Here is a 23,335-nt window from a genome sequence, read left to right on the forward strand (position 1 = left end):
GCGCCGGATCGGCCTACCCTGGGCCGCATGCCACCGACGCCCTCGCTCGACGAGCTGATCCATCAGGCGGTCACGGCGATCGGGGGGACCGAGCGCCCCGGCCAGGTGCAGATGGCGCACGCGGTCGCCGAGGCCGTGCAGACCGGCGAGCACCTGCTCGTCCAGGCCGGGACGGGCACCGGCAAGTCGCTGGCCTACCTCGTGCCGGCCGTGGTGCACGCCCAGCGCAGCTCGCGCCCGGCGATCGTCGCGACCGCGACCCTGGCCCTGCAGGCGCAGATCGTCGACCGCGACCTGCCCCGGCTCGCCGACGCGCTGCAGCCGGTGCTGGGCCGCCGCCCGACGTACGCCCTCGTCAAGGGCCGCCGCAACTACCTGTGCAAGCACAAGCTCGAGGGCGGTTACCCCGACGACGACGAGGGCCTGCTCTCCGTCGGTGAGGTCGACTCCGCCGCCGGGCGCGTCGGCCAGGAGGTCGTGCGCCTGCGCGAGTGGGCCGACGAGACCGAGTCGGGCGACCGCGACGAGCTGGTGCCCGGGGTGTCCGAGCGGGCGTGGCGGCAGGTGTCGGTCTCGGCCCGCGAGTGCCTCGGCAGCAAGTGCCCGATGGTGCAGGAGTGCTTCGTCGAGCAGGCGCGGGCCGTGGCGAAGGACTCCGACGTCGTCGTCACCAACCACGCGTTCCTCGCGATCGACGCCTTCGAGGGGCGGCACATGCTGCCCGAGCACGACCTGCTGGTGGTCGACGAGGGCCACGAGCTGGTCGACCGGGTCACCTCGACCATCACCGACGAGATCGCCGCCGGCTCGGTCGCGGGCGCCGCCAAGCGGGTCGGGCGGCTCGCCGAGACCGAGGCGCTGGTCGACGCCGGCGAGGGCCTCGGGCAGGCGCTGGGGCAGATCGCCGAGGGGCGGGTGCTCAACCTGCCCGAGGTGCTGGTCGCCGCGCTCGGCCGGGTGCGCGACACCTCGCGCGACCTGCTGTCGGAGCTGAAGTCGCAGGGCTCCGGCGAGGGCGACGGCGGCCGCCAGATGGCCCGCGCCGCCGTGCAGGAGCTGTTCGACATGGCCGAGCGGGTGCTCGAGCAGCGCGAGCTCGACGTGGTGTGGGTCTCCGAGGACCCCCGCCGCGGCCCCGTGCTGCGGGTGGCGCCGATGAGCGTCGCGATGCTGCTGCGCGACGCGATCTTCGACGAGCGCACCGTGGTGCTGACCTCTGCGACCCTCGAGCTCGGCGGCACCTTCGACGCGGTGGCCGGGCAGCTCGGCCTGCGCGGCGAGGGCGGCCCGAAGTGGCGCGGCCTCGACGTCGGGTCGCCGTTCGACTACCCCCAGCAGGCGATGGCGTACGTCGCCCAGCACCTCCCCGCGCCCGGTCGCGACGGCATGTCGGGGCAGGCGTTCGACGAGATCGAGGCGTTGATCCGCGCGGCCGGCGGCCGCACGCTCGGGCTGTTCTCCTCGCGCCGCGCCGCCGAGGCGGCGGCCGAGGAGATGCGCGCCCGGTTCGGCGACGAGATCCCCGTGCTGTGCCAGGGGGACGACCAGCTGCCCACGCTGGTGCGTCAGTTCGCGGCCGACGGCCCGACCTGCCTGTTCGGCACCCTGTCGCTGTGGCAGGGCGTCGACGTGCCCGGCTCGGCCTGCCAGCTGGTGATCATCGACCGCATCCCCTTCCCCCGCCCCGACGACCCGCTGTCGTCGGCGCGCTCGCAGGCGATCGCCAAGATGGGCGGCAACGGGTTCATGGCCGTCTCGGCGACCCACGCGGCGCTGCGCCTGGCGCAGGGGGCCGGCCGGCTCGTACGCCGTTCCACCGACCGCGGGGTCGTCGCCTTCCTCGACTCGCGGATGATGACGGCCCGCTACGCCGGGTTCCTGCAGCGCTCGCTGCCGCCGTTCTGGCCCACGACCGACCGCACGCTCGTGCTCAAGGCGCTCGGCCGGCTGGACGCGACGGCGCCCGAGGTCGTCGGGGTCGACACCCCGGCGCTGCGCGGGGTCGGCGGGGGAGCGCCGGCCACCCCCGCGCCGGACGCGGTGCCCGACGCCCCGGTCGAGACGCCGGTCGCCGACTCGTCGCGCACCGCCGTGACCGATGGCCGGGCCTGGAGCGAGGAGGACGACGAGGAGCTGCGCGACGGCGCCGACATGGGCCTGACCGTCGAGGAGCTCGCCGACCACCTCGACGTCTCCGCCGAGCAGGTGAGCGCCCGCGCCGGCCAGCTCGGCCTGGTGCTCGAGGGGTGAGCGCCGCGGCCGGGGCAGCGCGCGTCCCCGTGTCGGTGGCGCCTGGCAGGCTGGCCCCGTGAGCGTGCCACCCCTGGTCCTGATCTCCGGGCCCGAGCAGGTCATCGCCGACCGGGCGCTCGCCGAGACGCTCGACGCGGTGCGCCAGGACGACCCCGAGGCCGAGATCATCCGCATCGACGGCTCGGCCTACGCCCCCGGCGACCTCTCGATCCACACCAGCCCGAGCCTGTTCGGCGGCACCAAGGTCGTCGTCGTGCGCGACCTCGACGAGGGCACCGACGCGCTGATCGACGAGCTCACCACCGTCGTGCAGCAGGGCGTCGACGGCGTGCTGATCGTCACCCACAAGAGCGGCCAGCGCGGCAAGCGCGCGCTCGACGCGATCAAGAAGGCCGGTCCGCGGGTCGTCAACGCCCCGGCGATCAAGAGCGACCGCGACAAGAGCGCCTTCGTCACCAACGAGTTCCGCGCCCGCCGGCGCAAGGTCACGCCCGACGCGGTGCGCGCGCTGCTCGAGGCCGTCGGCAAGGACCTGCGCGAGCTGGTGCAGGCCTGCCAGCAGCTGGTCGACGACACCGAGGGCCTCATCGACGCCGACGTGGTGGCGAGATATCACGGCGGCAAGGTCGAGGCCACCGGCTTCCGGGTCGCCGACGCCGCCGTCGCGGGCGACGCCCCCGAGGCGCTGCGCCTGCTGCGGCACGCCCTCGCGAGCGGGGTCGACCCGGTGCCGATCGTGGCGGTGCTCGCGAGCCAGCTGCGCCAGGTCGCCCGGGTGGCCAGCGCCGGCCGCGGCCGCTCCGACCAGCTCGCCAAGCAGCTGGGCATGGCCCCCTGGCAGATCGACCGCGCCCGCGCCGCCTCCCGCGGCTGGGACGGCGACCGCCTCGGCCGGGCGATCCAGGCGGTCGCCGCCGCCGACTTCGACGTCAAGGGCGGCGGGCGCGACCCGGTCTACGCCGTCGAGCGGGCCGTCCTGGAGATCACCCGCCAGCGGCACGCCACCGCCTGACCGCCCGCAGACCCTCGCCCTGTCCCCGGCGAGCCCCGCCCCGGCATCCTCCTGCGCACCCGGCTGCCCGCCGGACCGCCCGCGCGACGACGGCGGACCAGAAACCACGACGGCGGCACAGATCAGATCTGTGCCGCCGTCGTCGTACGTGGGCCGCCGTCGTCGGGCGGCGGGCCACCGCGCGAGCCGGCCTCAGCCGGCCGTCACGCCGAACGTCGCCAGCCAGTCCTGCACGCCCTGGATGTCGACGCGCTGCATGCCGTCGAGGTAGCGGCAGTTCTGGGTGTAGCCGTAGCTGGTGACCGTGACGACCTGCCCCTGGTAGAACGTCGGGCCGCCGGAGTCGCCGAAGCAGGACCCGCCGCCGCCGCGCACGTCGTTCGGGTTGCCGTTGAGCTGCAGGATCTGCGGCGTCAGCTTCTGCCCGGGCGCGGTGGTGTTGCGCCGGATCAGCGGGTAGCTCATCGGCGTCGGCTTCTGCGGGCCGCTCTCGGGCTTGCGCACCTCGGTGCCGTATCCGACGATCGTGAACAGCGTGTGCGCCAGCTGCGACCGCGGGATCTCGTCCAGCGTGCCGACGGGAGCGATCTCGGCGGGCTCGATGCCGGTGATCGGCTCGTCGAGCACGATCACGCCGACGTCGTTCCAGTTCGCCATGTCGGTGAAGTCGGAGTAGTCGGGGTGGCTGTAGGCCGTGCCGATGTACCAACCCTCCTCACCCGCGATGTCCTCGGGCGTGTAGCCGACGGAGGGGTCGGACGCCTCCGGGATGCCCGACGGGGGCTCCTCGGCGATGACCGGGTCGAAGGTGACGATCGTCTGGCCGACGGTGCCGCTGGTGCAGTGCGCCGCGGTCAGCAGCACGGTCGGGCTGACCAGCGTGGCGCTGCAGCGATAACGACCGGTGCCGTCGTAGAACAGGATCAGCCCCACGTTGGGGTGCTGGTTGCCGTCCGGCTCGCCGCCGGTGATCGCGGTGGCACGCAGCGCGGGCGCGAACATCATCGCCATGGCCACCAGGATCACGGCGATGAAGCGCCGATAGGTGCGGGTCACGGGTTCTCCCTTGTCCGGTGTGCGGATCCCCGAGACTTCGCAGTCAACTCCCGCCCGGGCGGGGTGTCCAGCGATTCCCGCGATTGACGTACGCCCTCGCCGGGCTCCGCGCGGCCGGCTCGTTTTGGGGGAGCGGCGCCAGCGCTGGTAACTTTGCTCATTGCGTGCGCGCTCTGGTCGTGCGCGCATGCAAGCACCAACCACCGCCGCTCGTCGCCGGGTGTCCCCACGCCCCATCCCGAGCCGGCGGACCGTCGCCCTCAACGACACCGACACAGACCGACCGAGGAAGAGTTTTCGTGGCAAACATCAAGTCGCAGATGAAGCGGATCAAGACCAACCAGGTCCGCACCGAGCGCAACCGGGCCTACAAGTCCGAGCTGCGCACCTGGATCCGCAAGTTCCGCGAGGCCGCCGAGTCCGGCGACAAGGCCGCTGCCGCGGACGCGCTGCGCGCGGCGTCGACCAAGCTCGACAAGGCCGTCACCAAGGGCGTCATCCACAAGAACCAGGCGGCCAACAAGAAGTCCGCCATGGCCAAGGCGCTCAACAAGATCTAGTTCGTTCTGCCGCGTCTCCTCCTCCCGGTGGACTCGCGGGCTCGCCCACCCGGCATCGTCGACACGGCGATGCTCCCGGGCCGGCACGAATCCGACGGCCGCCTTCCCTCGGGGAGGCGGCCGTCGGCGTACCCGCTCCCGGCTGCGCTATCCTGCGGCCATGAAGCGCTCGCTGCTCCTTACCCGGCCGCGTTGACCGACTCGGACATCAACGCGGCGAACCCCTCCATGGTGAGGGGTTTTCTCATGGGCGAGTCCGCGCCTCCCGACCGAGACCCGGTCACCTGAGCCTTCGAGCACCACCTGAGCTTCGAGCAACCCGCGAGGACGACCACTGTGAACGCACAGACCGACGCAGACACCCCTGCACACCGGTACACCGCCACGCTGGCCGGCGAGATCGAGCGCCGCTGGCAGGACCGGTGGGAGGCCGACGGCACCTTCGAGGCGCCGAACCCGAGCGGCCCGTGGGGCGAGCCGGGCGTGGCCGAGCAGCCCAAGCTGATGATCCAGGACATGTTCCCCTACCCCTCCGGGGCGGGGCTGCACGTCGGGCACCCGCTGCCGTTCATCTCGACCGACGTCTACGCGCGCTACCAGCGCATGCGCGGCAAGAACGTCCTCTACACCCAGGGTTTCGACGCGTTCGGCCTGCCCGCCGAGCAGCACGCCGTGCAGACCGGGCAGCACCCGCGCAAGACGACCGAGGACAACATCGTCAACTTCACCCGGCAGACGCGACTGCTGGGGCTCTCGCACGACCCGCGCCGCCGGATCCAGACCATCGACCCCGGCTACTACCGCTGGACGCAGTGGATCTTCCTGAAGATCTACGACAGCTGGTACGACCAGCGCGCCGGCAAGGCCCGTCCGGTCAGCGAGCTGCGGGCCGGGCTGGAGAGCGGCGAGATCGAGACGCGCGCGGGCCGCCCGTGGTCGGAGCTGACCGAGGACGAGCGGCGCGAGGAGATCGACGGGCGGCGGCTGGCGTACCGCAAGGACGTGCCGGTCAACTGGGCGCCCGGCCTGGGCACCGTCGTCGCCAACGAGGAGGTCACCAACGAGGGCCTCACCGAGCGCGGCGACATGCCTGTCTTCCGGCGCAACCTGCCGCAGTGGATGATGCGCATCACCGACTACGCCGACCGGCTGCTCGACGACCTGGACCGCGTGGAGTGGACCGAGTCGATCAAGCTGATGCAGCGCAACTGGATCGGCCGGTCGCACGGTGCGTCGGTGCGCTTCCCCGTCGAGGGCGCCGCGCCGCTGGAGGTCTTCACCACCCGTCCCGACACCATCTTCGGCGCGACGTTCATGGTCGTGGCCCCGGAGCACCCGCTGCTGGTCGGCGCGGTGCCGCAGGCGTGGCCCGAGGGCACCAAGGAGGCCTGGACCGGCGGGGCGAGCACGCCGCGCGAGGCGGTCACGGCCTACCAGGCGCAGGCGGCCCGCAGGTCCGAGCTCGACCGGCAGACCGACGACAAGGCCAAGACGGGCGTCTTCACCGGCATCCTGGCCACGAATCCCGTGACGGGCCAACAGGTTCCGGTCTTCACGGCCGACTACGTGCTGATGGGCTACGGCACCGGCGCGATCATGGCGGTGCCGGGGGAGGACCCCCGCGACTGGGCGTTCGCCGCGGCCTACGACCTGCCGGTCGTGCGCACCGTACAGCCGCCCGAGGGGCACGACGAGAACACCGCCTACACCGGCGCCGGCCCGCTGATCAACTCCTCCAACGACCGAATCTCGTTGGACGGCAAGGAGATCGAGGAGGCGAAGGCCGAGACCATCGCGTTCCTCGAGCGCGAGGGGACGGGACGCGGCACGGTCACCTACAAGCTGCGCGACTGGCTGTTCAGCCGGCAGCGCTACTGGGGCGAGCCGTTCCCGATCGTCTACGACGAGCAGGGCAACGCGCACGCGGTGCCCGACGAGCTGCTCCCCGTCGAGCTGCCCGAGGTCGCGGACTACTCGCCGAAGACGTACGCCCCCGACGACGCCGCCTCGATGCCGGAGTCGCCGCTGTCGCGCGCGACGGACTGGGTCGAGGTCGAGCTCGACCTGGGCGACGGGCCGAAGACGTACCGCCGAGAGACCGACACCATGCCCAACTGGGCCGGATCCTGTTGGTACGAGCTGCGATACACCGACCCCGACAACACCGAGCGCTTCGTCGACCGCGGCTGCGAGGAGTACTGGATGGGTCCCGGGCGCGGCGCCGGCGAGGGCGTCGCGAACGACCCCGGCGGCGTCGACCTGTACGTCGGTGGCCCGGAGCACGCCGTGCTCCACCTGCTCTACGCCCGGTTCTGGCACAAGGTGCTGTTCGACCTGGGCGAGGTCAGCTCGGAGGAGCCGTTCCGCCGGCTGTTCATCCACGGTTACGTGCAGGCCTACGCCTTCCGCGACGGCCGTGGTCAGCCGGTCCCGGCGGCCGAGGTCGAGGAGGGCGTCTCCGCCGACGGCACCACGGCGAGCTGGACCTGGCAGGGCCAGCCGGTCACCCGTGAGTACGGCAAGATGGGCAAGTCGCTGAAGAACGTCGTGACGCCTGACGAGATGGCGCGCGACTACGGCGCCGACACCTTCCGCGTCTACGAGATGTCCACCGGGCCGCTGGACCAGTCGCGTCCGTGGGAGACGCACGCCATCGTCGGCGCGCACCGCTTCCTGCAGCGGCTGTGGCGCACCGTCGTCGACGAGACGACCGGCGAGGTGCGGCTGGCCGACGAGATGCCGCTGGAGCTGCAGCGGGAGCTGCACCGCACCATCGACGGCGTCACGCGCGACTACGACGAGCTGGGCTTCAACACCGCGGTGGCCAAGCTGACGTCGTGGGTCAACTCGGTGACCAAGGCCGGGGCCATGACCCGTGAGGCGGCCGAGGCGACCGTGCTGCTGCTGGCGCCGCTGGCGCCGCACGTCGCCGAGGAGCTGTGGTCGCGGCTGGGGCACGAGGAGTCGCTGGCGCACCAGCCGTTCCCGACGGCCGACCCGGCGCTGCTGGTGCAGGAGTCGGTGACCTGCGTGGTGCAGGTGCAGGGGAAGGTGCGCGACCGCCTGGAGGTGTCGCCCGACGTCTCCGACGAGGAGCTGGAGGAGCTGGCGCGAGCCAGCGAACGCGTACGGGCTGCGTTGGGGGACAAGCAGATTCGCAAGGTGATCGTGCGCGCCCCCAAGCTGGTCAACATCGTCGCGGGCTGAGCCGAGCCGCCCATGATCGCGCTCGTCACCGACTCGACCGCCGGGCTCCCGCCGGAGCTCGCGGCCGAGCTCGGTGCGCGCGTGGTGCCGCTGCACGTGCTCCTCGACGGGGAGTCGTTCGTCGAGGGCGTGGACATCGGCCCCGACGAGGTGGCGGCGGCGCTGCGCGAGGGTCGGCGGGTGTCGACCTCGAAGCCGTCGGCCGGGGCCTTCCTCGACGTCTACGAGGAGGCGGTCGCGGCGGGGGCCGAGCAGATCGTCTCGGTGCACCTGTCGAGCGCGATGTCGGGCACGATCGCGTCGGCGCGGGTCGCGGCCGACGAGGTGCCCGTGCCCGTCACCGTCGTCGACTCCCGGTCGCTCGGCATGGCCCTCGGCTATGCCGTCGCGAGCGCCTCGGAGGCCGTCGCCTCCGGCCGGTCGGCGCTGGCGACCGCCGCCTCCGCGCGGGAGCGGGCCGAGGCCGCCTCCACGGTGTTCTACGTCGACACGCTGGAGTACCTCCGTCGCGGCGGGCGCATCGGCCGCGCGTCCGCCCTCGTCGGGTCCGCGCTGGCGATCAAGCCGCTGCTGCAGCTCAGCGAGGGCGAGGTGGGTCCGCTGGAGCGGGTGCGCACGTCGTCCAAGGCGCTGGCCCGGCTCGAGGAGCGCACGGTCGAGGCGGCCGAGGCGGCGGCCGACAACCCGCTCGGCCTCGATATCGCGGTGCAGCACGTCGACGCCGGGGAGCGGGCCGAGGCGCTGCGCGACCGGTTGCGCGAGCGGTGCGCCGACGCCCACGAGGTACGTCTGGTCGGGCTCGGCGCGGTCGTCGCCGCCCACGCCGGGCCGGGAGCGATCGGCACCGTGGTGAGCCCGCGCGTGCGCACCACGCCCCCGGTGATCGGCGCCGCCGCGGTCTGAGCGGCCGGCGGCGCGGCCGTGCCGCTGCGTGCCCAGCCCCCCTTGGCGAGGAGGGGCGGCCCAGATGATGCAGGGGCGGCCCAGTTAACAAGGGGGCCACCCCTGTCGTATGGGGGCCGCCCCTCCTCGGCGGGAGGCGGCCGTCCACAGGGCATACGTCCGGGGCCGGGTTGTCCACAGGGCCGTCGGCGGCCGCAGCGGGAACCTCGTTGTCCCGCTTAGGTTCTCGGACATGTCACGCCAGACGTCGTCTCCGCCGCCCGACCGGCTCGCCGCCGTGCTGGGCGAGGTCGACCGTGCGCGCCGGGGCGAGGGGTGGACCCCGGCTGAGCCACCGGACGACCGGGGCCGGCGGCGTGCCCGCAGGGGTGGCGCGGCGGGCGACCGCGAGCTGGACCAGCGGTCCGGTCGGCGCAGCGGCCGCGGGCGGGAAGGGGCCGCGCGCGACGAGCCGGGGGAGCGGCGGCGCGGCGGGCGCCACCGGCGCGACCCCGACGCCGACGACGACGTGCTGCGCCCGCACACCCCGCTGGTCCGGGCGCCGGTGAGCCTGCGCGACGCCGTGGTGGCGCCCGGGAGGCTCGCGGCGGTCGCGGTGCTCGTGCTGGTGATCGCGGCCGGGTCGGTGCTGGGCGGTCGGCTGCTGTGGATGCGGGCGACCAGCGAGCCGCGTCCGGCGTCGGCCTCGATGCTGCCCGACGCGTCCGGCAGCCCCGGGCTGCAGGGCACGCCCCGGGCCTCGGCACCGGCTGCCGCAGGGGTGCAGCCGGGCGGGGCGCCAGGCGTGCCCGGACCAGGGGCGAGCGGACCGGGCGCGGCACCCGGCGCGGCAGCACCCGGTGCCGCGGGGCCTGGTGTGGCAGGGCCTGGTGCGGCAGGGCCCGGGGCCGCGAGCACCGGTGCCGCCGCACCCGCCACCGTGTTCGTCCACGTGGTCGGCCAGGTCGCACGCCCGGGCGTGGTGACCCTGCGGCCCGGCGCGCGGGTGCGCGACGCGGTCGCCGCGGCCGGCGGCGCTCGTGACGGCGCCGACCTGGCCAGGGTCAACCTGGCCCGGCCGGTGTCGGACGGCGAGCAGGTCGTGGTCCCGAAGCCGGGGGAGGAGGTGACCCCGGCCCCCGGAGCCCCCGCCCCCGGCGGCCTCCCAGGATCACCCGGCGGGGCGCCCGGTGCGGGCGGCGCCCCGCCGGGCGGGGCCGCGGGCAGCGCGCCCGGGGCGGCCGGTCCGGCGACGGGGCCGGTCAACCTCAACCAGGCCGACGCGGCGGCCCTCGACACGCTGCCGGGCATCGGACCGGTGCTCGCCTCACGCATCGTGCAGTGGCGCACCGACAACGGCCGGTTCACGTCGGTCGACGAGCTGGGCGAGGTGAGCGGCATCGGCGACAAGCTGCTCGAGCAGGTGCGGCCGCTGGTCACCGTCTGAGGCGGTGACCGACCACGAGAGCGACGAGCCGGACGCGGCGGACGCGGCGGACGCCGTCCGCCGGCTCGACGTCCGGCTGCTGCTCCCGGCCGGGTGCGCCTGGATCGCCGTGCTCGTCGGGCTGCGCTTGACCCCGGCCGTCCTGCTGCCGACCGCGGTCGCCGCCGGGTCCACCGCGCTGCTGCTGGCCCGGCGCGACCTCGGCAGCGCGCGCAGCATCGCCGCCCTGTGCCTCGCCGCGACGTCGCTCACGACGCTCGCCACCGGGCTGCACCAGGCCACCGCCCAGGTCGGCCTGGTCGACGAGCTGACCGCCCAGCGCGCGACCGTCACGGTGCGTGCCTCGCTGGCGACCGACCCCCGGCTGGTCAGCAGGCGCTCGGACGCCGCCGGAGCCGACGACCCGATGTACGTCCTCACCCTCACCGTGCGCGAGGTCGCCGGCCGCGGGGAGCAGAGCGGTTCGGGCGCCCGAGTGCTCGTCTTCGGCGACGAGGCGTGGGCCGAGATGCGTTGGGGCCAAACGGTTCTCGTGACCGGACGCCTGTCCGAGCCCGACCCGGGAGCGGCCGAGACGGCCGTGCTCGCGGTGTCCCGGCCGCCCCGGCTCGTGGCCGACGCCCCGGCGCCCTTCCGCGCCGTCGAGGTGCTGCGCGAGCGGTTGCGTGAGGCCACCGACCCGCTGCCGGCCGACCCCCGCGGGCTCGTCCCCGCGCTGGTGATCGGCGACACCTCGCGGCTGCCGGGCGACCTCGTCGACGACATGCGGGCGACGGGCATGACCCACCTGACCGCCGTGAGCGGCGCCAACGTCTCGATCCTGCTGCTGGCGGTGGTGTGGTGCTGCGGCTGGCTGCGCATCCCGCGCCGTGGCCGGCTGCCGGTCTGCCTCGTGGCGCTGGCCGTCTTCGTGCTGCTGTGCCGACCCGAGCCGAGCGTGGTGCGCGCCTCGGCCATGGGGGTCGTCGGGCTGCTCGCCACCAGCTCGGGCCGCCCCCGCGCCGCGGCACCCGCGCTCGGTGCCGCCGTCGTCGGACTGCTGGTCATCGACCCGTGGCTCGCGGCGTCGTACGGCTTCGCGCTGTCCGTGCTGGCCACGCTCGGCCTGGTGCTGTTCGCCCGCAGCTGGGGCCGGCGGATCGCATCAGCGCTGCCGCGCAGGCTCGCCTGGCTGGGGGAGCCGATCGCGATTCCCGTTGCGGCACAAGCGATGTGCGCGCCCGTCATCGTCCTGCTGCAGAGCTCGGTGAGCGTGGTCGGCGTGCCGGCCAACCTGCTCGCCGCACCCCTCGTCGCGCCCGCCACGCTCGGCGGCATCGCAGTGGTGCTCCTCGCTCCGCTGTCCCTGCCGCTCGGGGTCGCGATCGCCTGGGTCGCCGGCCTGCCGGCCTGGGGCATCGCGGCCGTCGCTCACCTGGCGGCCCAGGTGCCGTGGGGCAACCTGCCCTGGCCGGCGGGTCCGCCCGGGGCGCTGTTGCTGGCCGCGCTCGTGCTGCTCGCCCTGCTCACCGGCCCGCGGCTGGTCGTGCGCGGCCGCCGGCACCCGGTCGTCGTGCTGGCCTGCGCGTTGCTGGTCTCGGCGGCCGTGTGGCCGCTGCCGCAGCCGGGCTGGCCACCCCCGGGCTGGGTGCTCGTCGTCTGCGACGTGGGCCAGGGCGACGCCGCGGTGCTGCGCACCGGCCCCGACCGGGCGCTCGTGATCGACGCCGGACCCGACGAGGCCGCCGTCGGCCGGTGCCTCGACGACCTGGGCGTGCGCCGCGTCGAGGCCGTCGTCCTGACCCACCTGCACGCCGACCACGTCACCGGCCTCCCGACCCTGCTCGACGGACGCGGCGTCGGTGAGGTCGTCACCACCCCGGTCCGCGCCGAGGACTCCGGCGCCGCCGAGCAGCCGACCGTGGGTCCGCTCGTGGTGCGCGCGTCGGCCGCCGCCGGCGTACCGCTCACCGAGGCGCGCGCCGGGGACCGGTTGTCCTGGGGGCGGGTGCAGGCCACGGTGCTGTGGCCGGGCCGCACCATCCGCACCGGTTCGCTGCAGAACAACGGCTCGGTGGTGCTCGACGTGCGCGTCGCGGGCGTACGCCTGCTGCTGCTCGGCGACGCCGAGCAGGAGGCGCAGCGCGAGACGCGGCGAGCCCTGGCCCGCCTCGGTGACCCCACCCCGGTGCTGGCCATGAAGGTGGCCCACCACGGCTCGTCCAACCACGACCCGGCGCTGCTGCGCCAGGTGCGGGCGACGTACGGGCTGATCAGCGTGGGGTCCGACAACGACTACGGGCACCCGGCGCCGCGGCTGCTCGGCTCGCTGCGCGACTCCGGGACGCTCGCCGTGCGCACCGACCGCGGGGGCGACCTGGCGGTCGTGGTGCGCGAGGGGCGCGGGTCGGTGGTGAGCCGACGATGACGCGACGGGCGCCGCGACCGGGCCGGGCCCGTGGGCTCGACCGGCGGGGCCTCACCCTGCGAGGCCTCAGCCCGCGGGCGCCGCCTCGACGTCGGGCCGGCAACCGGTCTGCTTGGCCGCCTCGGCGAGCGCCTCGACGGTCGCCTGCACCGCGGGCACGCGGGCGAGGTCGGGGGTGGTCACCAGCTGCACGGTGCGGCGGTTGGGCGGGTTCATCGGCCGCACGACCACGCCGTCGTTGCTGGTGGAGCGCAGGATCAGCTCGGGCACGAGCGCCACCCCGAGGCCCGCGGCCACGAGCGCGAGCACCGCGACGTAGTCCTCGGTCTCGAAGGCCACCTCGGGCTCGAAGCCCGACTGCTGCGCGAGCGAGAGCAGGTGACCGCGACAGCGCGGGCAGCCGGCGATCCAGGCCGACTCGTCGAGGTCGGCGAGGTCGACGCGCTCCTGCGCGGCCAGCGGGTGGTCGCGGGGGAGAACGATGCGCACCTCGTCCTCGAGCAGCGTCTGCACCGAGAACGGGTCGAGGTCGTCCTCGCCGCGCGGCAGGGTGTCACCGTCGTAGACGAACGTCACCGCCACGTCGCAGTCGCCCGCGCGCAGCGAGGCCAGCGCCTCGGGCGGCTCGGCCTCGGTGAAGGCGACCCGCACGTCGGGGAAGCGCTGCTTGACCAGCGCCAGGGCCTGCGGCACCAGCGTCGAGGCGGCCGACGGGAACGCGGTGAGACGCACCCGCCCCGACTGCAGCCCCGCGATGGCGCGGATCTCGCCCTCGGCCCGGTCCAGCGCGGTGAGCACCGGCACGGCGTGCCGCGCGAGCACCTCGCCGGCCTCGGTGAGCCGCACGCTGCGCCCGATGCGCTCGACGAGCACGGTTCCGGTGCGTTCCTCGAGGCGGCGCACCATCTGGGAGATGGCGGGCTGGGAGTAGCCCAGCGACGCGGCCGCCGCGGTGAAGCTGCCCTCTTCGGCGATGGCGCGCATCACGCGCAGCCCAGCGGCGTCGATCATGCCTCCGGATCCTACGTTCTCGCTGACGGATACTGGTCGGGTGCTGACCTCCACCACCCCTGACCCGGCCCTGGCGCCGGGCCTGTGGGACGAGCTCGTCCGGCTGGTGCGCGGCGGCGACGTGTGCGTGCTGACCGGCGCCGGCATCTCCACCGAGTCGGGCATCCCGGCCTACCGCGGCGCCGACGGCGAGCGGCGCGTGACCCCCATGACCGTGTCCGAGCTGCTCCGGAGCCCGGCGGCGCGACAGCGCTACTGGGCGCGGGCGTACACAGGCTGGCCGAGGTTCGCCGCGGCCGAGCCGAACGACGGGCACCGCGCGGTCGCGCGGCTACAGGACCTCGGCCTGGTCGGCGCGGTCATCACCCAGAACGTCGACGGGCTGCACCAGCAGGCGGGCGCGCGCGACGTCACCGAGCTGCACGGGTCGTTGTCGTTCGTCGTCTGCGCCGACTGCGGGGAGCGGTACGCCCGCGAGGTCGTCGACGAGTGGCTCGCCGGGGCGAACCCGCACTTCGACCGGGAGATCAGCGGTCAGGTCCGGCCCGACGGCGACGTCGTGCTCACCGACGAGCAGGTGGCCGGCTTCCGGATCGCCGCGTGCGTGGTCTGCCGGTCGGACCGGCTCAAGCCCGACGTCGTGATGTTCGGCGAGTCGGTCGTGCGGCCGGTGGTCGACGCGTGCTTCGAGGCGGTCGACCGGTCCCGGGCGCTGCTGGTGCTGGGCTCGTCGCTGATGGTCATGTCGGGCTACCGCTTCGCCCGGCACGCGGCCCGCGAGGGCATCCCGGTCGCCGCGATCACCCACGGCGTCACCCGGGCCGACGACCTGATCGACGTGAAGGTGGACGCCCCGCTGGGGCCGACCCTGCGCAGGCTCGTCGAGGCGGTCGCGGCGTAGAGCCCGCGCCGGGTAGGCCCGGCGGTCAGACGCGGCGCAGGACCGCGGTGACCTTGCCGAGGATGGTGGCGTCGCTGCCGTCGATCGGCTCGTAGGCCTCGTTGTGCGGCATCAGCCAGACCTTGCCCTTGGTGCGCTTGAAGGTCTTGACGGTCGCCTCGTTGTCGAGCATCGCGGCCACGATGTCGCCGTTGCTGGCGGTCGGCTGCTGCCGCACGACCACCCAGTCGCCGTCGCAGATGGCCGCGTCGACCATCGAGTCGCCGACCACCTTGAGCAGGAACATGTCACCCTCGCCGACGATCTGGCGGGGGAGGGGGAAGACGTCCTCGACGACCTCCTCGGCAAGGATCGGGCCACCCGCGGCGATGCGGCCGACGACCGGGACGTACTCGGCCTCGGGGTGGTCGTCGTGCAGGCCGGTCTCGTCGACCAGGCTCTCGCTCGCCTGGCTCACCGAGCGGCCGCGATAACCGCGCTCGCGCTTGCTCTGCCCGGGGGCGATCACCTCGATGGCGCGCGGGCGCATCGGGTCACGGCGCAGGTATCCCTTGCGCTCGAGCATCGTCAGCTGGTGGGCCACCGAGCTGGGTGAGGTCAGGCCGACGGCGTCGCCGATCTCGCGCATGCTCGGCGGGTATCCGCGGCGGTCGACCGAGTTGCGGATCACCTCGAGCACCTTGCGCTGACGCGTGGTCAGGGCCTGCCCGTCGGGTTCGGGCATCTCGTGGATCTTGGCCATGGGTTTCGGTCCTCGTTCCGCGTCGCGCCGCGGCCGGTGACGGTGCCCGCTGGCGCCGGACCGGTCGTCGTCGGCGAGGGGCTGTCGGTGGTCGCTGCTTGTCTTGGTGACTGTGCGAACAGCCTATGAAGACCCGCAGCAGGTTTCAAACACCTGTACGACGCGTGTCGGCGGGGTCTCCCGGCCGAGCCGGCCGCGCGAGGCCTTGAGCCGTTCGAACGTCCGTGCTATACATCGTACAGACGTTCCATCGCACACTTGTTCGTCGAGTTCGTCACCGTCCTTGGAGGAAGACATGAGCGCCGCCACCGTCACGCCGGCCATCGCCCCGCACCCGCGGTTCGGGTCCGCCCAGCCCGCGCGGCGCCGGCACCTGCGAGTCGTGCCGCCGCTGCCCCAGCAGGAAGCCCGCCCCGCGGCCTTCCGGCTCACCCGCCGCGGCCGCCGCGCGCTGGCCCTCGCCGTGGTCGTCCTGGCGATCCTGGTCGGCGCGGCCATCAGCGCGACCGCTGGGGGAGCGCAGGCCCAGCAGGTCGTCACCGTGAGCTCCGGGGAGACCCTGTCCGACCTGGCCCGTGCCCACCTTCCCGGCGTCCCGGTCGGCACGGCCGTCGCCCAGATCCAGGTGGCCAACGGCCTCAACTCCCTGCAGGTCTCCAGCGGTCAGCAGCTGGTGATCCCGGCGCCCTGAGCAGGGTGCAGGTCAGTCGCCCGAGCGCGGCGACAGCCTCGATCTCGTGGCCGGTGACGGGCTCCTCCGTCACCGGCCACGTCCACTTCTCCCGCCGTTCCGGGCGCCTGAGCGGGTGGTGCGCGGGTGACGTGGTGAGCGACACGCAGGCCGCCGCGGCGCGGCCTTGCGCGTCGGGCCAAAGCGTCCTAACCTCCCTATATCTAGTAGTTACAGCCGTGTAAGTTCTCCACATCTAGTCCACAAGGACATCCACAGCCGGAGGCCGGTTTTCCACCGTCCGTCCCCAGGTTTTCCCCCGAACCGGCCTCGTGGAGCGCCCTCCCGGACCCGATCGAACCGCGCGAAGGAGGTGCCCGATGCACTGCCCGTTCTGCCGCCACGACGACTCCCGAGTCGTCGACAGTCGTACGTCCGAGGACGGCACCAGCATCAAGCGGCGCCGCCAGTGCCCGGCCTGCGGCAAGCGGTTCAGCACCCTGGAGACCGCGAGCCTGACCGTGGTCAAGCGCTCGGGGGCGAGCGAGCCGTTCGCCCGCGGCAAGGTGCTGGCCGGGGTCCGCAAGGCCTGCCAGGGCCGACCGGTCTCCGACGACGACCTGGCGCTGCTGGCGCAGCAGGTCGAGGAGAGCATCCGCTCCCAGGGGCTGGCCGAGATCGACGCGCACGACGTCGGGCTGGAGATCCTGGGGCCGCTGCGCGCGCTGGACGAGGTGGCCTACCTGCGCTTCGCCAGCGTCTACCAGGCCTTCGAGTCCACCGACGACTTCGAGACCGCCATCACGCTGCTGCGTGCCGAGCGCGAGGCCGCGGGCGTCGAGCCCGACCGGGCCGAGCGCCCCGCGTCGACCTCGTCGACGGGGCCTGTCGGTGGTGGCGGCGACGATGAGACCGCCAGCACCTGAGCACCACCCCCCGAAGAAACCTGCCGAGCACAAGACACCCACCGGAGGAGCTGTCATGACCGAGACGACCAGCGCTGGATCCAGGGCCCGTCGCAAGAACAAGGGCCTGAAGATCGAGCGCATCTACACGACCCCGGGCGTCCACCCCTATGACGAGGTGACCTGGGAGTCGCGTGATGTCGTCCAGCAGAACTGGAAGACCGGCGAGACCATCTTCGAGCAGCGCGGCGTGGAGTTCCCCGACTTCTGGTCGCTCAACGCCTCGACCATCGTCACGACGAAGTACTTCCGCGGTGCGCTCGGCACCGACGCGCGCGAGCGCAGCCTGAAGCAGCTCATCGACCGCGTCGTGCTGACCTACGTCAAGGCCGGCAAGGAGCACGGCTACTTCGCCTCCGACGACGACGCCGACGTCTTCGAGCACGAGCTCACCTACGCCCTGCTGCACCAGGTGTTCTCGTTCAACTCCCCGGTGTGGTTCAACGTGGGCACCAAGAGCCCGCAGCAGGTCTCGGCGTGCTTCATCCTGTCGGTCGACGACTCGATGGACTCGATCCTCAACTGGTACAAGGAGGAGGGGTTCATCTTCAAGGGCGGCTCCGGTGCCGGCCTCAACCTCTCCCGCATCCGCTCGTCCAAGGAGCTGCTGTCCTCCGGCGGCACCGCCTCGGGTCCGGTCTCCTTCATGCGCGGCGCCGACGCCAGCGCCGGCACCATCAAGTCCGGTGGCGCCACCCGCCGCGCCGCCAAGATGGTCGTGCTCGACGTCGACCACCCCGACATCGAGGAGTTCATCGAGACCAAGGCGCGCGAGGAGGACAAGATCCGCGCGCTGCGCGACGCCGGCTTCGACATGGACCTCGGCGGCAAGGACATCACCTCCGTCCAGTACCAGAACGCCAACAACTCCGTCCGCGTGAGCGACGAGTTCATGCGCGCGGTCGAGGAGGGGACCTCCTTCGGCCTGCGCGCCCGCGGCACGGGTGAGGTCATCGAGCAGGTCGACGCCCGCGAGCTGTTCGGCAAGCTCAACCAGGCCGCGTGGGAGTGCGCCGACCCGGGCGTCCAGTACGACGACACCATCAACGCCTGGCACACCAACCCCGAGACCGGCCGCATCACCGCGTCCAACCCGTGCTCGGAGTACATGTCGCTCGACAACTCCTCGTGCAACCTGGCGAGCCTGAACCTGCTGAAGTTCCTCAAGGACGACGACACGTTCGACACCGAGACCTTCCAGAAGGTCGCCGAGCTGGTCATCACCGCGATGGACATCTCGATCTGCTTCGCCGACTTCCCGACCGAGGCGATCGGCGACACGACCCGCGACTACCGCCAGCTGGGTATCGGCTACGCCAACCTCGGCGCGCTGCTCATGGCGACCGGTCACGGCTACGAGTCCGAGGGCGGCCGCAGCCTCGCCGCCGCGATCACCTCGCTGCTCACCGGTGCCGCCTACAAGCGTTCCGCCGAGATCGCCGGCGTGGTCGGCCCGTACGCCGGGTTCGCCCGCAACGCCGAGGCGCACCGCCGCGTCATGCGCAAGCACCAGGCCGCCAACGACCAGGTGCGCACGCTCGACGCGATGGACTCCGGCATCCACGCCGCGGCCACCAAGGCGTGGGCCGACGTGATCTCCCTCGGTGAGCGCAACGGCTTCCGCAACGCCCAGGCGTCGGTGCTCGCGCCCACCGGGACCATCGGCTTCATGATGGACTGCGACACCACCGGCATCGAGCCCGACTTCTCGCTGGTGAAGTTCAAGAAGCTCGTCGGCGGCGGGTCGATGCAGATCGTCAACCAGACCATCCCGCGCGCCCTGAAGAAGCTCGGCTACCAGCCGGAGCAGATCGAGGCGATCGTCGAGCACATCGCCGAGAAGGGTCACGTCATCGACGCCCCGGGGCTGAAGACCGAGCACTACGAGGTCTTCGACTGCGCGATGGGCGAGCGGGCGATCACGCCCATGGGCCACGTGCGGATGATGGCGGCCTGCCAGCCGTTCCTGTCCGGCGCGATCTCCAAGACCGTCAACCTGCCCGAGACCGCCACCGTCGAGGACATCGCCGAGGTGCACCTCGAGGGCTGGAAGCTCGGCCTCAAGGCGCTCGCGGTCTACCGCGACAACTGCAAGGTCGGCCAGCCGCTGTCCGACGGCAAGAAGCAGGACAAGCCGGCCGCCACCGAGGAGCCCGTGCTCGAGAAGGTCGTCGAGTACCGCCCGGTCCGCAAGCGGATGCCCAAGCGCCGCAGCAGCCAGGTGACCTCGTTCGCCGTGGGTGGCGCCGAGGGCTACCTCACCGCCAGCCGGTACGACGACGGCGAGCTCGGCGAGATCTTCCTCAAGCTCGGCAAGCAGGGCTCCACCCTCGCCGGGATGATGGACGCCTTCTCGCTGGCGATCTCGGTGGCGCTGCAGTACGGCGTGCCGCTGGAGACGTACGTCGAGAAGTTCACGAACATGCGGTTCGAGCCGGCCGGCCTGACCGACGACCCGGACGTGCGGATGGCGCAGTCGATCATGGACTACGTCTTCCGTCGCCTGGCGCTGGACCACCTCGACTTCGAGACCCGCTCGTTCATGGGCATCCACTCCGCCGAGGAGCGGGCGCGCCAGCTCGAGACCGGTTCGTTCGCCGAGGCCACCAGCGAGAGCGACTCCGGCGACGACGTGGCCGACGAGCTCGAGGGCTACTCCCAGTCGGCGGCGCCGGCGGTCAAGAAGGCCGAGGCCGAGCAGGCCGACGTCGAGGCAGACGACGTGAAGTCCGGCTCCGGCGCGGCCGACGTGCGTGAGGTCTCCTCCGAGATCCACTCCTCGGCCGAGCTGATGGAGAAGTTCCAGGGCAAGGCGGCCGACGCCCCGATGTGCATGACCTGCGGCACGAAGATGCGCCCCGCCGGTTCCTGCTACGTCTGCGAGGGCTGCGGCTCCACCAGCGGCTGCAGCTGACGCCGCGACCGCGCCCCGCGCGGTCCCGCCCGGCCGGCCCCGGCACGCACCCCGCGTGCCGGGGCCGACCCATGTCCGCCGGGAGTGCGGTGGGGTGCACGGTTCGGCGGTGGTCCGCCGGAGGGTGCGGTGGGGCGCACGGTTCGGCGGTGGTCCGTGCGGGCGTACGGGGCTTGGTCACGCTTGCGCGGTGGTCCGCTGAGAGGTGCGGTGGGGCGCACGGTGCGGCGGTGGTCCGGGAAGACGGGGGAGTCACGACCTGGCGGTGGTCCGCCGGGGGGTGCGGTGGGGCGCACGGTTCGGCGGTGGACCGGGAAGACGGGGGAGTCACGACCTGGCGGAGGACCGCCGGGGAGTGCGGTGGGGCGCACGGTTCGGCGGTGGACCGTGCGGGCGTACGGGGCTTGGTCACGCTTGCGCGGTGGTCCGCTGAGAGGTGCGGTGGGGCGCACGGTTCGGCGGTGGTCCGGGAAGACGGGGGAGTCACGTCCTGGCGGAGGACCGCCCGACGTGGTTACATAGAGTTATGCAAAACAAAGCACGCGATTATGTACGGCGGGGGCCGTGCCTGCGTGCGCCCGGCGGCCGGGTCTACCTCCCGCACCGCCGGATCCACCTCGATCTGCAGCTGCGCCTCGGCCTGGTCTGTCGCGAGCGTCCGCACGCCCGCCACCACCAGACCTCGAAGGAGCAGTCCCATGACCACGATCCACCGTGCCCTGCCGACCGGCCTGGCACCCGCCGACCCTGACGAGCTGCTGCGTCTCACGCTGCTGCTCGCCCACGACGAGCGCCTGCCCGAGCTGCTCGACCTGACCTCTCCCGAGCGCAGCTGGACCCGGCTCGAGGCCACCGACCTGATGGAGGTCTGGCTCATCGGCTGGCCGCCCGGCACCGCGACCGGTTGGCACGACCACCAGGGATCCAGCGGCGCGTTCCGGGTCGTCCACGGCGCGCTGACCGAGCACACCTGGGACCGCGGCCCGCGCACCCGCGACCTCGCCCGCGGCGAGGGGCGCTCGTTCGCGGCCTCGCACGTGCACGACGTGCGCAACGAGGGGTCGACCGCGGCGGTGTCGGTGCACGCCTACGCGCCGGCGCTGCGCGGGATGACGCGGTACGCCGTCGCGGGCGGAGCGCTCGTGCGCCAGCAGGTCGAGCGGGCCGGCCAGTGGTGAGGCCGCAGCAGCTGGTCGAGCCGGCGCCGACGTACGACGGGATCGACGGCATGCTGGCCGACGCCCGCAGCCGGCTGACCCGGGTCACCGCGCAGCGGGCGTACGCCCTCGTCGCCGCCGGCGACGCGCTGCTGGTCGACATCCGGCCGGCCGCCCAGCGCAGCGCCGAGGGTGAGGTGGCCGCCGACGTCGGGGCGCTGGTCGTCGAGCGCAACGTGCTGGAGTGGCGCCTCGACCCGCGCCAGGACGCGAGCCTGCCGGTCGCCGACCTCGAGGCGCGGGTGCTCGTGCTGTGCCAGGAGGGCTACACCTCCTCGCTGGCCGCCGACAGCCTGCAGCGCATCGGTGTGCACCGGGCGACCGACGTGATCGGCGGCTTCCGGGCCTGGCGCGCGGCCGGCCTCCCCGCCACCCGAGCGCGCTGAAGCGCGGTTAGAGCGCTACGACTCCGCTGCAGCGAAGTGCAAGCGCTCTAACCGCGTTTCAGCACCGGGGCGCTGCCCCACCGGCCGGTACGCCGGCGCGGCCGGCCCCGGGGTCAAGCCTTGCGGCGCAGCCCCCGCTGCCCGTCCACCAGCTCGAACGAGGCCGCCGTGCTGATCGGGCGGTCCTTGACCGTCACGGCGTCCAGCACCTTGAAGTCGGCGGTCATCGACTGCGGGCGGATGGTCGTCGAGACGTAGCCGCGCTGGTCGGCGTAGTACTTCAGGTGCGGGTTGATCGCCAGGTTGGGGTTGGTGGCACCAGGCTTCCCGTTCCCGGTCGAGGTGATCGAGGTGCACACCAGCTCCGAGCCGACGACGGGCGCGTCGGGGTCGCGGTAGTCGACCTTGAGGTCGTTGGCCCAGTGGCGGTGCACGTCGCCGGTCAGCACCACCGGGTTGCGCACCCCGGCCGACACCCAGCCCTGCGTGATGCGCTTGCGGGAGGCGGCGTAACCGTCCCAGGAGTCCATCGACACGTCGGTGACGCCCTCGCTGGCGTTGCGGTCCTGCTCGGCGAAGAAGACCTGCTGCCCGAGGATGTCCCACTGCGCCTTGGACGCCTTGAACCCGTCGAGCAGCCACTTCTCCTGGCGCGCCCCGGTGATCGACCGGTTCGGGTCCAGCCGCGGCTCGCAGTTGGCCTTCCACCCGTCGCCGCACGCCTGGTCGTCGCGGTACTGCCGGGTGTCCATCATGTGGAAGTTCGCGAGCCGGCCCCACTGCAGCCGGCGGAACACCTGCATGTCCGGGCCGCTCGGGATGCTGCTGCGCCGCAGCGGCATGTTCTCCCAGTACGCCTGGAACGCCGCCGCCCGCCGCGCCCGGAAGCGCGCGGTCGTGTCGTTGCCCTCCCAGGAGTTGGTGTTCTCCGGGATCTCGTCGGCCCAGTTGTTGTCGACCTCGTGGTCGTCGAACACCACGAGCCACGGCGCGGCCGCGTGCGCCGCCTGCAGGTCGGCGTCGGACTTGTACTGCCCGTGCCGCTGGCGGTAGGTCGCCAGGTCGGTCGTCTCCGGACCGGCGTGGTCGCGCACGTTGCCGTCGCGCCCGAGGTACGACTTCGCCTTGTACTCGTACTGGTAGTCACCCAGGTGCAGCACCAGGTCGGGGTTCTCCTCGGCCATCCGGCGGTAGGCGGTGAACCAGCCGTGCTCGAACTGCGAGCACGACGCGAACGCCATGGTCAGCGCCGCGGGCAGCTCGTGACCCGCCGGGGCGGTGCGCGTGCGACCCACCGGGCTGATGTGCCGACCGGTGCGGAAGCGGAACCAGTACTCCGCCCCCGGCCGCAGCCCGGTGAGCTCGACGTGCACCGAGTGCGCCGACTCAGGTCGGGCAATCACGTTGCCGCGCTTGACGACTCGGCGCATGCCCTCGTCGCTGGCGACCTCGTAGCGCACCGACACGGGGCGGCTCGGCATCGCGCCGGTGCCCGACTCGTCGACCGGGTCCAGGGCCAGTCGGGTCCAGAGCACGACACCGTCGGGGGTGGGGTCGCCCGAGGCGACACCGAGGGTGAAGGGGGACACGCGCAGCGCGGCGCCGGGGGAGGGGTCGGCGGCGCGGGCGGGGATCGTGGTCGCGGCGACGGCCGTCGTCGCGAGGGTGCCGGTGAGGAGGGTTCTGCGGGAGAGTTCCATGCTCG

The 23,335-nt window shown here is 73.2% G+C and carries 17 protein-coding genes; 13 read left to right on the forward strand and 4 right to left on the reverse strand.

Features of this window, described 5'->3' with window-relative positions:
• Positions 1 to 27: 27 nt before the first annotated feature.
• On the forward strand, positions 28 to 2,250 hold the full coding sequence (locus FB554_RS04305; protein WP_142004791.1) for an ATP-dependent DNA helicase: 2,223 nt from the start codon (positions 28 to 30) through the stop codon (positions 2,248 to 2,250).
• A 58-nt stretch (positions 2,251 to 2,308) separates the two neighbouring features.
• The gene (gene holA, locus FB554_RS04310; RefSeq protein ID WP_142004792.1) at positions 2,309 to 3,265 is read left to right on the forward strand and encodes a DNA polymerase III subunit delta; all 957 of its coding nucleotides are present in this window, start codon (positions 2,309 to 2,311) and stop codon (positions 3,263 to 3,265) included.
• Positions 3,266 to 3,457: 192 nt separating this feature from the next.
• Here holA and FB554_RS04315 read toward each other — a convergent pair whose 3' ends face one another.
• Positions 3,458 to 4,321, reverse strand: a complete 864-nt coding sequence (locus FB554_RS04315) for a S1 family peptidase (protein WP_236022261.1) — start codon at positions 4,319 to 4,321, stop codon at positions 3,458 to 3,460.
• Between the two features lie 299 nt (positions 4,322 to 4,620).
• On the opposite strand from FB554_RS04315, the gene rpsT reads away from it, so the two are divergent.
• From rpsT to FB554_RS04340, 5 genes are all read left to right on the forward strand, one after another.
• Positions 4,621 to 4,881, forward strand: a complete 261-nt coding sequence (gene rpsT / locus FB554_RS04320) for a 30S ribosomal protein S20 (RefSeq protein ID WP_142004793.1) — start codon at positions 4,621 to 4,623, stop codon at positions 4,879 to 4,881.
• Between the two features lie 336 nt (positions 4,882 to 5,217).
• A complete protein-coding gene (gene leuS, locus FB554_RS04325; protein ID WP_142004794.1) occupies positions 5,218 to 8,088 on the forward strand; it encodes a leucine--tRNA ligase in 2,871 nt (956 codons plus the stop codon).
• 12 nt (positions 8,089 to 8,100) lie between these two features.
• On the forward strand, positions 8,101 to 8,991 hold the full coding sequence (locus tag FB554_RS04330; RefSeq protein WP_142004795.1) for a DegV family protein: 891 nt from the start codon (positions 8,101 to 8,103) through the stop codon (positions 8,989 to 8,991).
• A 232-nt stretch (positions 8,992 to 9,223) separates the two neighbouring features.
• On the forward strand, positions 9,224 to 10,417 hold the full coding sequence (locus FB554_RS17555) for a ComEA family DNA-binding protein (RefSeq protein WP_236022262.1): 1,194 nt from the start codon (positions 9,224 to 9,226) through the stop codon (positions 10,415 to 10,417).
• Positions 10,418 to 10,421: 4 nt separating this feature from the next.
• Positions 10,422 to 12,824, forward strand: a complete 2,403-nt coding sequence (locus tag FB554_RS04340) for a ComEC/Rec2 family competence protein (protein WP_142004796.1) — start codon at positions 10,422 to 10,424, stop codon at positions 12,822 to 12,824.
• A gap of 66 nt (positions 12,825 to 12,890) precedes the next feature.
• On the opposite strand, the gene FB554_RS04345 is transcribed toward FB554_RS04340, so the two are convergent.
• Entirely contained in the window at positions 12,891 to 13,835 is a 945-nt protein-coding gene (locus FB554_RS04345) for a LysR family transcriptional regulator (protein WP_142004797.1), read from the reverse strand.
• A gap of 40 nt (positions 13,836 to 13,875) precedes the next feature.
• Between FB554_RS04345 and FB554_RS04350 the strand changes: the two genes are divergently transcribed.
• Entirely contained in the window at positions 13,876 to 14,736 is an 861-nt protein-coding gene (locus FB554_RS04350; protein ID WP_236022263.1) for an NAD-dependent protein deacetylase, read from the forward strand.
• A gap of 25 nt (positions 14,737 to 14,761) precedes the next feature.
• Here FB554_RS04350 and lexA read toward each other — a convergent pair whose 3' ends face one another.
• The gene (gene lexA, locus FB554_RS04355; protein ID WP_142004799.1) at positions 14,762 to 15,478 is read right to left on the reverse strand and encodes a transcriptional repressor LexA; all 717 of its coding nucleotides are present in this window, start codon (positions 15,476 to 15,478) and stop codon (positions 14,762 to 14,764) included.
• A 295-nt stretch (positions 15,479 to 15,773) separates the two neighbouring features.
• On the opposite strand from lexA, the gene FB554_RS04360 reads away from it, so the two are divergent.
• The 5 genes from FB554_RS04360 to FB554_RS04385 all read left to right on the forward strand — a co-directional run bounded on the left by FB554_RS04360 (position 15,774) and on the right by FB554_RS04385 (position 21,630).
• The gene (locus FB554_RS04360; RefSeq protein WP_142004801.1) at positions 15,774 to 16,169 is read left to right on the forward strand and encodes a LysM peptidoglycan-binding domain-containing protein; all 396 of its coding nucleotides are present in this window, start codon (positions 15,774 to 15,776) and stop codon (positions 16,167 to 16,169) included.
• Positions 16,170 to 16,528: 359 nt separating this feature from the next.
• Positions 16,529 to 17,074, forward strand: a complete 546-nt coding sequence (nrdR, locus tag FB554_RS04365) for a transcriptional regulator NrdR (RefSeq protein WP_142004803.1) — start codon at positions 16,529 to 16,531, stop codon at positions 17,072 to 17,074.
• 55 nt (positions 17,075 to 17,129) lie between these two features.
• Complete coding sequence (locus FB554_RS04370) at positions 17,130 to 20,027, forward strand: vitamin B12-dependent ribonucleotide reductase (protein ID WP_142004805.1); 2,898 nt, start codon at positions 17,130 to 17,132, stop codon at positions 20,025 to 20,027.
• Between the two features lie 698 nt (positions 20,028 to 20,725).
• Positions 20,726 to 21,205, forward strand: coding sequence for a cysteine dioxygenase (locus tag FB554_RS04380; protein WP_170206779.1), 480 nt, complete (start codon positions 20,726 to 20,728; stop codon positions 21,203 to 21,205).
• Positions 21,202 to 21,630: a rhodanese-like domain-containing protein gene (locus tag FB554_RS04385; protein ID WP_420809460.1), complete on the forward strand. Its 429-nt coding sequence runs from the start codon at positions 21,202 to 21,204 to the stop codon at positions 21,628 to 21,630. Before FB554_RS04380 ends, FB554_RS04385 begins: the two co-directional genes overlap by 4 nt.
• Before the next feature lie 113 nt (positions 21,631 to 21,743).
• On the opposite strand, the gene FB554_RS04390 is transcribed toward FB554_RS04385, so the two are convergent.
• Positions 21,744 to 23,330 carry an alkaline phosphatase D family protein gene (locus FB554_RS04390; RefSeq protein ID WP_142004809.1) on the reverse strand — a complete coding sequence of 529 codons (1,587 nt, stop codon included), beginning with the start codon at positions 23,328 to 23,330 and terminating at the stop codon, positions 21,744 to 21,746.
• Positions 23,331 to 23,335: the final 5 nt, after the last annotated feature.

The organism is Barrientosiimonas humi, assembly GCF_006716095.1.
Classification (GTDB): Bacteria; Actinomycetota; Actinomycetes; order Actinomycetales; family Dermatophilaceae; genus Barrientosiimonas; species Barrientosiimonas humi.